Annotated in this window: 9 protein-coding genes; 2 read left to right on the forward strand and 7 right to left on the reverse strand. The window is 72.0% G+C overall.

Annotated elements, in window-relative coordinates; translation table 11 throughout:
• Positions 1-3: 3 nt before the first annotated feature.
• Genes BST28156_RS23165 through BST28156_RS23180 form a run of 4 tightly spaced genes read right to left on the reverse strand, consistent with a single transcriptional unit; the run spans position 4 to position 4,098 of the window.
• On the reverse strand, positions 4-840 hold the full coding sequence (locus BST28156_RS23165) for an endonuclease/exonuclease/phosphatase family protein (RefSeq protein WP_006398961.1): 837 nt from the start codon (positions 838-840) through the stop codon (positions 4-6).
• A complete protein-coding gene (locus BST28156_RS23170) occupies positions 831-3,071 on the reverse strand; it encodes a VTT domain-containing protein (protein WP_012217902.1) in 2,241 nt (746 codons plus the stop codon). Before BST28156_RS23170 ends, BST28156_RS23165 begins: the two co-directional genes overlap by 10 nt.
• Positions 3,068-3,406: a hypothetical protein gene (locus BST28156_RS23175; RefSeq protein ID WP_006398963.1), complete on the reverse strand. Its 339-nt coding sequence runs from the start codon at positions 3,404-3,406 to the stop codon at positions 3,068-3,070. Before BST28156_RS23175 ends, BST28156_RS23170 begins: the two co-directional genes overlap by 4 nt.
• Positions 3,403-4,098, reverse strand: coding sequence for an MgtC/SapB family protein (locus BST28156_RS23180; protein WP_006405126.1), 696 nt, complete (start codon positions 4,096-4,098; stop codon positions 3,403-3,405). The genes BST28156_RS23175 and BST28156_RS23180 overlap by 4 nt, the downstream gene beginning before the upstream one ends.
• Positions 4,099-4,279: 181 nt before the next feature.
• On the opposite strand from BST28156_RS23180, the gene BST28156_RS23185 reads away from it, so the two are divergent.
• Together BST28156_RS23185 and BST28156_RS23190 are read left to right on the forward strand one after the other, a co-directional pair.
• A complete protein-coding gene (locus BST28156_RS23185) occupies positions 4,280-4,522 on the forward strand; it encodes a DUF6566 family protein (protein WP_006398965.1) in 243 nt (80 codons plus the stop codon).
• A gap of 65 nt (positions 4,523-4,587) precedes the next feature.
• Positions 4,588-5,298 (forward strand): succinate dehydrogenase/fumarate reductase iron-sulfur subunit, encoded by a 711-nt coding sequence (locus BST28156_RS23190; protein WP_012217903.1) that lies wholly within the window; start codon positions 4,588-4,590, stop codon positions 5,296-5,298.
• 418 nt (positions 5,299-5,716) lie between these two features.
• On the opposite strand, the gene BST28156_RS23195 is transcribed toward BST28156_RS23190, so the two are convergent.
• The 3 genes from BST28156_RS23195 to BST28156_RS23205 form a co-directional block, all read right to left on the reverse strand.
• The gene (locus BST28156_RS23195; RefSeq protein ID WP_012217904.1) at positions 5,717-7,330 is read right to left on the reverse strand and encodes a cytochrome c; all 1,614 of its coding nucleotides are present in this window, start codon (positions 7,328-7,330) and stop codon (positions 5,717-5,719) included.
• Positions 7,321-7,722 (reverse strand): hypothetical protein, encoded by a 402-nt coding sequence (locus BST28156_RS23200; protein ID WP_012217905.1) that lies wholly within the window; start codon positions 7,720-7,722, stop codon positions 7,321-7,323. Before BST28156_RS23200 ends, BST28156_RS23195 begins: the two co-directional genes overlap by 10 nt.
• On the reverse strand, positions 7,719-8,406 hold a 688-nt coding region (locus BST28156_RS23205), incomplete at its 5' end, for a cytochrome c oxidase subunit 3 (RefSeq protein ID WP_254596416.1). The genes BST28156_RS23205 and BST28156_RS23200, both read right to left, overlap by 4 nt.

Below are 8,406 nucleotides of genomic sequence, written 5' to 3' on the forward strand. Positions count from 1 at the left end.
TCGTCAGGGGGCGTCTTTGCGCGCAAGCGGCGTGCCCGGCCGGTCGAACGGCGCGGCGGCCGGCTCCGGCGCCGGCTGCGGCGCGCGCATGCGCGCGACGAGCGGATAGTGATCGGATGCGTGCCGCGCGCGGGCGCTGCGATGGACCACGACGTCGACCAGCAGCTCGCCCGGATGCACCCAGATCCGGTCCAGCGAGAACAGCGGGCAGACGGTCGGGAACGTGCGCGGCGCGGGCGCGCGCCGGAACCGCGTGACGAGCGCCTGCAGCGCGCGGCCGCGCACGAACCATTCGTTGATGTCGCCGAGCAGGATCACGGGCATCGCGCCGGTGTCGAACGCGGCGAGCAGCCGCTGCACCTGCGCGCTGCGCTCGCGTGCCGACAGCCCGAGGTGCGTCGCGACGACGCGCAGCGGGCCCGTGCGGCAGTCGATGTCGGCGTCGAGCGCGCCGCGCGGCTCGCGCTGATGGAACGACAGATCGAGCGTGCGCGCCGCGCGAATCGGATAGCGCGACAGCACCGCGTTGCCGTAGCGGCGCTCGGCCGTGTCGATCGTCGGGCCGGCCGCCACGTGCATGCCGGTCGCGTCGCGCAGCGGCGCGAGCACGTCGGGCGCGCGCGTGCCGCCGAGCGGCACTTCCTGCAGCGCGATCACGTCCGCGTCCAGTTCGTCGATGACCGCGGCGATCCGGTCCACGGCGCGCGCGTGCCACGGGCCGTGGCCGCCGTGGATGTTGTACGTCGCGATGCGCAGGTCGCGGCCGCCCGGCGCGGCCGCGGGCGGCGCGGGGGCCGTGACGACTTCGGGCGGCGCTGCCGCGTGCCGGATCAGCGCCATCGCCGCAGCATCCTGACGAGCAGCGCCGACACGCCGACGAGCGCGATGCCGATCGCCGCGAGCCACGCGAACGCGGTCGGCCCCGGATGGCTGAACGCGGCGAGCAGCTGGTTCGCGAAGATCACCGTGAGCACGATGCCGGGCAGCATGCCGATCGCCGTGCCGATCACGAAGTCGCGCAGCCCGATATGCGACGCGCCGGCGACGAGGTTGACGACCGTAAACGGCGCGATCGGCAGCAGCCGCAGCACCGTCATCGCGACCACGCCGCGTTTGCCGAGATGCTCGCTGAGCCGGTTCGCGCGCGCGCCGGCGAGCCGGCGCACCGCGTCGCGGCCGAGCCAGCGGCCGAGTCCGTAGGTCGCGACCGCGGCCATCAGCGTGCCCGCGCCCGCATAGGCGAAACCGGGCCACGCGCCGAACACGAGGCCGGTAGCCGCGATCAGCAGCGTGATCGGCACCGCGAGCGTCGCCGCAATCACGTAGCCGAGCAGCAGCAGCACGGGCGCGGCCGGCAGTCGCGACATGCCGGCGGCCGCATGCGCGAGCGACGCGACGTTCAGGCGCTCGCCGAGCGGCGAGAAGCGCCACGTGAGCGCGAGCGCGGCGATCAGCAGCACGATCGCGCCGAGCACGAGGAAGCGCGCGCTGAGCGTGCGGTGCTGTTCGCGCGGGACGAACTCGCGGATCAGCCGGTCGGGCTCGATCGGCTGCTCGGGATCGAGCCACGCGCTGACCGGCACGAGCGCGTCGAGCTGTGGCGCGACCGACGGATCGAGCGTGCGCAGCGAACGGCCGCGGTCCTTGCGCAGCCGGTCGAGCGCGTCGTTCGGCCGCTGGCCGCGCGCGAGCGCGTCCGCGAACGCGTCGGCGACGGCCGCGGGCGTCGTGCCGAGATGCTCGGCCAGCAGGCGGTCGCGCGTGCCGGCGATCGCGGCGCGCACGCGCGCGTCGCCGGCCGCGACCAGCGCGACGCAGCATTCGGTGTCGAGCAGCATCGAGCGGTTGTTCAGGTTCGCGCTGCCGATCATCAGGCATTCGTCGTCGACGATCGCGACCTTGCTGTGCACGTTGACGCAGCCGTCGCCGAGCCCGTCGACGTGCGGATACAGCAGCCGGTAGCGCCCGAAGCGGTCCGCCGCGACGAGCGTCGCGTGCAGCCGTGCGCGCAGCACGCCCATCGTCGCTTCCTGTAGCCAGCCGCTCTGCACGCGCGGCGCGACGACCGTCACGTCGGGCCCGTCGTCGTCGGCGAGGCGCGCGGACAGCGTCTCGCGCACGACGGCCGCGGTGAAGTACTGGTTCTCGAGATACAGATGGCGGCGCGCGGTGCGGATCGTGTCGGCGACCAGTTCGCGCACCTGGCTCACCGGCGCCGCGTCGCGATGGCGCGGCGCCGTATAGGCGATGCCGAGCTGCACGTCGCGCACGTCGACCTGCGCGCCGGGCGGCCACGGGTCGGGATCGTCGTCGCGTTCGAGATGCTTGTGCGCGCGGATCGCGATCGGCCGGCCGCAGGCGAGCAGCCAGCGCGCGCGTGCCTGCTCGCCGATCGCGGCGGCCGCGTCGCCGTCGAACATCGTGTGCACGTCGTGGAACGGACCGTACGGCATGCCCTGTTCGTCGCGCCGGCGCGGGTCGTCCGCCGCATGCGCGGGCGTGTCCCAGCGCGCACGCGTGAGATCGAGGCCGCCGACGAACGCGAGCCGGTCGTCGATCACGACGAGCTTCTGATGATGCGACGCGCCGCGCGGATGCGCATCGTCGAGCCGGAACACGATCCCGCGATGCGCGCGCCAGCTCGCGCGATAGACGGGCGGCCAGTCGCGCTCGAGCGCGTAGATCATCGCGAAGTCCCACGCGAGCACGTAGATCCGCAGGTTGTGCCGGCGCGACGCGAGCGCGTGCAGGAACGCCGCGAGCGTATCGGGGAAGCCGTCGTCGGCGCCGCCCGGCATGAGCCGCATCCGGCTGTCGACGTCCCAGCCGAGGATGAATACCGTATGGCGCGCACGCAAGAGCGCGGCGCGCAGCGTCGAGAAATACGCGTCGCCGTCGATGAGCGTCGCGAAGCGGTCCGCATGGCGGATCGTGTCGCAGTTGCGGCCGACCTCGAGCAGGCCGTGCCGGACGATCGCGTCGCGCTGTGCGGCGCCGTTCTGCGCGTCGTCGGCGCGCGCGGGGCCGGCCGTCGCGAAGCCGGTGCGCGAGCCGCGGGCCGGCACGATCATCGTGCGTCGACGTCCCGGTCGCCGTCGATGCGCTGCAGCAGCACGTCGCAGCGTGCGCGCAGCGCCTGCATTTCCGGCGAATGCGCGTCGAGGCGCACGCGCTCGCCGTCGGCCGGCTGGCCGTGCGCCGTCGCGACCTCGTAGATGCCTTCCGCGATCGCCGAGGCGGCTTCGACGATGCGGATGCGGTCGAGCCAGTCGCATTCGGCGTGGTGGTACGCGAGCCACGCGCGCAGCGCGCCGACGACCTGGCTGATCGTGAGCCACGCGCCGGAACGCATGCGCGCGGCCAGTTGACTGGTGACGAGATACGAAAGCAGATCGGTCTGGGTCACACGAGACTCCTTGACGAAGTGTCGGGACGGCAGATCCGTACGCCGGCGAGGTTTTGCAGCGTCCGGCAGATCGCCGCGAATTCCACCGGGCTCGTTCGCGAGAACGAGACCGAGATGTCGTCGGTGTCCGGATCGTCGTCCGACTGCTGGACGATGAACCGCTTCACGCGCACGTGCCGCGTGCCGAGCGCGTCGTGCAGCGTGCGCAGCGTGAGCCCGCCGCGCTCGACGACGAGCCGCAGCGTGCGCTGTTGACGCTGCGCGATGAAGCGGCGTTCGAGCGGCTTCACGCCCGCGAGGATCACGAGCACGATGACCGTCGCGCCGACCGACGCGACGATCATGCCGCCGCCGACCGCGAGACCGACGCCGGCGACGGCCCAGAGGCTCGCCGCCGTCGTCAGCCCGCGCACCACTTCGCCGCGCAGCAGAATCGAACCGGCGCCGAGAAAGCCGATGCCGGACACCACCTGCGCGGCGACGCGCGACGGATCGAGTACGACGCCGTTGCGGCCGGCGACGTCTTCGAAGCCGTAGGTCGACACGAGCATCGTCAGCGCGGAGCCGACGCACACGAGCATGTGCGTGCGCAGGCCCGCGGCCCAGTTCAGCCGCTCGCGCTCGAGGCCGATCACGCTGCCGAGCAGCGCAGCGAGCAGCAGGCGTCCGAGGAGTTCGACGTGGCCGATCATCGCGTGTCTCCCGAGGTGGTGCCGACCCGGTGCCGGGACGGTTCGATGCCACGGGGATGCAAGCGGCGTGCCGGTTCGCCGCGCGCGGGTACGCCGCGTGCGCGCGCAGCATCGGGCGCGCGCGGCCGTCGTGCGGCGCGCATTTTTTTCAGGTGATCGCAGATAAGCACAGGAGGCCATCGTGCAGCATCAACAGGACGCACAGGTACGCGATCCGTATCGCGGCCACGAGATCCGCGTGTGGGCGCGGCGCAACGAGCGCGGCGCATGGCGCGACGAGGTGCAGCTCTACGTCGACGGCGCGCGCATCGAGCTGATCGTGCCGGAGCCGGCCGGCCCCGAATGGCTGACCGAGGACGAAGCGCTGCGTGCGGGCGTCGAGCGCGGCCGCTATCTGGTCGACAAGCGCGTCGACGACGACTGACGGTACGGCGCTTGCGCGCCTCTGCCACGTTGCGGCCGCGCGGCGGCCGCTTGCCGGGAGACACGATGGACGACGACACGCGCATCCTCCATATCTATCGCTACGACCCCGATCGGGACGCGGCGCCTTACATGCAGCGTTACGAGATCACCGTGCAGCCCGACGACCGGATGCTGCTCGACGTGCTCGGGCGCCTGAAGCGCGAAGACGAGACGCTCTCGTATCGCCGTTCGTGCCGCGAAGGGATCTGCGGCTCCGATGCGATGAACATCAACGGCTCGAACGGGCTCGCATGCCTGACCAACATGAAGACGCTGCCGCGCGAAATCACGCTGCGCCCGCTGCCGGGGCTGCCGGTCGTGCGCGACCTGATCGTCGACATGACCGATTTTTTCAATCAGTACCACTCGATCAAGCCGTATCTGATCAACGACACGCCGCCGCCCGAGCGTGAGCGGCTGCAGTCGCCTGCCGAGCGCGATCAGCTCGACGGGCTGTACGAATGCATCCTCTGCGCGTGCTGCTCGACGCAGTGTCCGACGTTCTGGTGGAATCCGGACAAGTTCGTCGGGCCGGCCGGGTTGCTGCAGGCCTACCGCTTCATTGCCGATTCGCGTGATCTCGCGACCGGCGAGCGGCTCGACAACCTCGAGGATCCGTATCGGCTGTTCCGCTGCCGGACGATCATGAACTGCACGAGCGTGTGTCCGAAGGGGCTGAATCCGGCGCGCGCGATCTCGAACATTCGCGCGATGCTGGTGCGGCGCGCGGTGTAGCGGGCGAGGCGAGGGTGGCGATCGTGGAGCGCTTGCCAGCACGTGTGTGATGCGGTGGCGGCGATGGTGCGCGCGAGGCGGTGTTTCGGTGGCGCACGCGTCGTGATCGAATGCGTGTTTGCCGCGATTGTCGGTATGCGTCGCCCTGCCGGTGGCGTGCAGTACTGTTCCAGTGAGTGGGCGAACGCGGCGGGCGGTCAGTCGTGGCCGTCCTGCCTTGCAATATTTTTCGTTAGCGGTGACAAGAAGCGTTATGGATGTCGTTGCGAAAGCAACTAGTCGAGATTGAACGCGCGGCCCGTATGCGCGTTGCTGTCGGCACACCGTGAATTTGTCGTAGTCTGCCTGCGTGCCTGCGTGCCTGCGTGCCTGCGTGCCTGCGTGCCTGCGTTCCGCGGCGCGCCGCCCGTCTCCCACGTCATCGATGAATCGCCGCACGCAGTCTGCGCACATCCTGCGTCGACACCGGCGCCGCGCGATTGCCCCATGCGCCGCGCACATAGCTGACGACCGCCGCGATTTCGCTGCTCGTCAGCGCGCCGCGCATCGCGGGCATGCGCCGCACGCCGCTACGATCCTCGCCTGGCGCCGGACGCGCACCTTCGACGACGATGCGGATCGCGCTCGTCGGATCGGCCGCGACGACGACCGGATTGCCGGCGAGCGGCGGCCCATGATCGGGCACGCCCGCACCGTCCGCGCCGTGACAGCGCGCGCAAAAGCTCGCATACACGCCCGCGCCGGGCGCCTGCTGGCCGCCTTCGGGGCGCGGGCCGGCGACGGTCAGCCGCGGCATGCCGACGCCGAGCGGATTCGTCGCGGCGGTCGGCTGTGCCGGCAGCGACTTCAGATAGATGGCGATCGCGTGACGATCGGCGTCGCTCAGCAGCGCGGTGCTTTCGCCGACGACGGGCGCCATCGCGCCGAACACGGCGCCATGCCGCGTGTGGCCGTCGCGCAGGAACGCGGCGATGTCGTCGACGGACCAGCGGCCGAGTCCGTCGCGGTCCGCACCGGTCAGGTTCGGCGCGAACCAGTGATCGGTCACGCCGCCCGTCAGAAACTTCGCGCTGCGTTCGTCGTAGCCGCGCTCGTTGTACGCGGGGCCGCGCGGCGTATGGCAGGCGCCGCAGTGGCCGAGCCCCTGCACCAGGTAAGCGCCGCGGTTCCATGACGCGGAGCGCGACGGCGACGGCACGAAGCGTTCGTCGTTCGCGAACACCATGCGCCACAAGCCGAGCGCCCAGCGCTGGTTGAACGGAAACGGCAGCGCCGTGCGCTTGCCGGCCTGCGGCGACGGCGCGACGCCGTGCATGAAATACGCGTAGAGCGCACGCACGTCGTCCGGATGGAGCCGCGCGAACGAGGCATACGGCATCGCCGGATAGAGGTTGCTGCCGTCCGCGCGCACACCGCGCCGCAACGCATCGTCGAACTGCCGCAGCGTGTAGCGGCCGATCCCGTGCACAGGATCGGGCGTGATGTTCGGCGCGTAGATCGGACCGAACGGCGAATTCACCGGCTGTCCGCCCGCGTAGGGCGTGTGGTCGGCCGCGTCGTGACACGCGGAGCAGTCGCCGGCATGGGCGAGATAGCGGCCGCGCTCGATCAGCGCGGCGTCGGCGTCCGCGGCTGCGGCCGCGACGAGCGGCCGGCGCGTGTCGTCGTGCGCCGAGGCATCCGGCACCGCGGCGCCGGCTCCCGAGGCAGCAGATGCGGACGCTTGCGCGTCCGACGCAGCACCGCCGGCCGCCGCACTGCCGTGCCGCGCGGACAGCCGCGCATCGCGCTCCGCGCGCGCGGACATCGCCGCATCGGCCGGCGCGCGAATCCGCGTGAAGCGCCATCCGGACGCCGGTTCGGGCGCGGACGCGGCCGAGGCCGCATCGGCCGTATCGCGTGGCGCGCTGCCGTCGTCGAGCGGATCGCAGCCGGCGAGCGCGACGCCGAGCGCGAGCGCGACGGCCGCCGACCGGCACACGCCGCGCCGGCGCAATCGAAACGGGAAGCGAGCGGACGAGATCAGCGCCATGGACTGCACGGCCCCACGAAACCTGTGACGATCCCGGTAAACACGAGACCGACGACGAACCCGAGCGCGGCGAGCATCGCGCAGCGGACCAGAAACCGCGTGCTGTCGTCGCGCGTGGCCGCGCGGATGTCGGGATCGTCGGGCCGGCGCCAGACACGCGCGATCCACGCGGCGCACGCGGCCGCGAGCGCGAACGCGCCGCCCGCGATGAGCGCGAGCCAGACGCCGACGTGCGCCCAGCGCGGCGCGAGCTGCGCGACGCCGAGCGGATAGCACGCGGTCGACGCGAGCGTCTCGGACGCGGCCATCTGCGCGAACCACAGCGCGGGCGCGCCGACGAGCCCGGCCGCGATCGCGAACAGCGGCATCAGCGAACGACGGGCGCGTGTCATCCGGGCCTCCTGAGCCAGTACGGCGTCACGTACAGCGCGGTGAAGATGAACAGCCAGACGAAATCGACGAAGTGCCAGTACAGCGCGCCGACGCTCAGCGCGACGCGCCGCTCGCGGTCGAAGAAACCGGCCGCGGTCCAGCCAGCGAGCAGCGCGAGGACCGCGAGCCCCGCGACGACGTGCGCGAGGCGAAAGCCCGTGATCGTGAAATACAGGCTGCCGTACAGATGGGCGGTCGGCCCGTACGGATGGTCGCGCCATTCGTGCAGCTGCACGAGCGCGAACGCGACGCCGAGCACGAGCGCGACGGCCAGCGCGGCGACCGCACGCGGCCGGCGGCCGGCGCGCACCGCCCGTTCGGCGAGCCAGACGAACACGCTGCTCGACAGCAGCACGGCCGTGTTGACGCCGGCGAGCCCGAGCTTCGGCATCCCTTCGGGCGGCCACGGCGCGGCCGATTGCGACTGCAGGTAGAAATAGCTGAACAGCAGATAGCCGAACAGGCCGGCCTCGGTCACGACGAGCGTCAGCACGCCCCACCAGCCGCCCGCGCGCTTGCCGCAGCTGCCGACCGGCAGCGGCGCGTTATACGGCGCGGGCGCGGCCGGCGGCGCTGCGGCAGCGGCCGGCTCGTGCATCGTGAACGGTGCGGGCGGCGGCACGCCGTCGCGCTCGGGCGCCGCG

Source organism: Burkholderia pseudomultivorans, assembly GCF_902499075.1.
GTDB lineage: Bacteria > Pseudomonadota > Gammaproteobacteria > Burkholderiales > Burkholderiaceae > Burkholderia > Burkholderia pseudomultivorans.

What these genes read in the sequence shown, in the direction of transcription:
- BST28156_RS23165 (WP_006398961.1), bottom strand. Translation starts at nt 840, where the DNA reads ATGGCGCTGATCCGGCACGCGGCAGCGCCGCCCGAAGTCGTCACGGCC.
- BST28156_RS23170 (WP_012217902.1), bottom strand. Translation starts at nt 3,071, where the DNA reads ATGATCGTGCCGGCCCGCGGCTCGCGCACCGGCTTCGCGACGGCCGGC.
- BST28156_RS23180 (WP_006405126.1), bottom strand. Translation starts at nt 4,098, where the DNA reads ATGATCGGCCACGTCGAACTCCTCGGACGCCTGCTGCTCGCTGCGCTG.
- BST28156_RS23190 (WP_012217903.1), top strand. Translation starts at nt 4,588, where the DNA reads ATGGACGACGACACGCGCATCCTCCATATCTATCGCTACGACCCCGAT.
- BST28156_RS23195 (WP_012217904.1), bottom strand. Translation starts at nt 7,330, where the DNA reads ATGGCGCTGATCTCGTCCGCTCGCTTCCCGTTTCGATTGCGCCGGCGC.
- BST28156_RS23200 (WP_012217905.1), bottom strand. Translation starts at nt 7,722, where the DNA reads ATGACACGCGCCCGTCGTTCGCTGATGCCGCTGTTCGCGATCGCGGCC.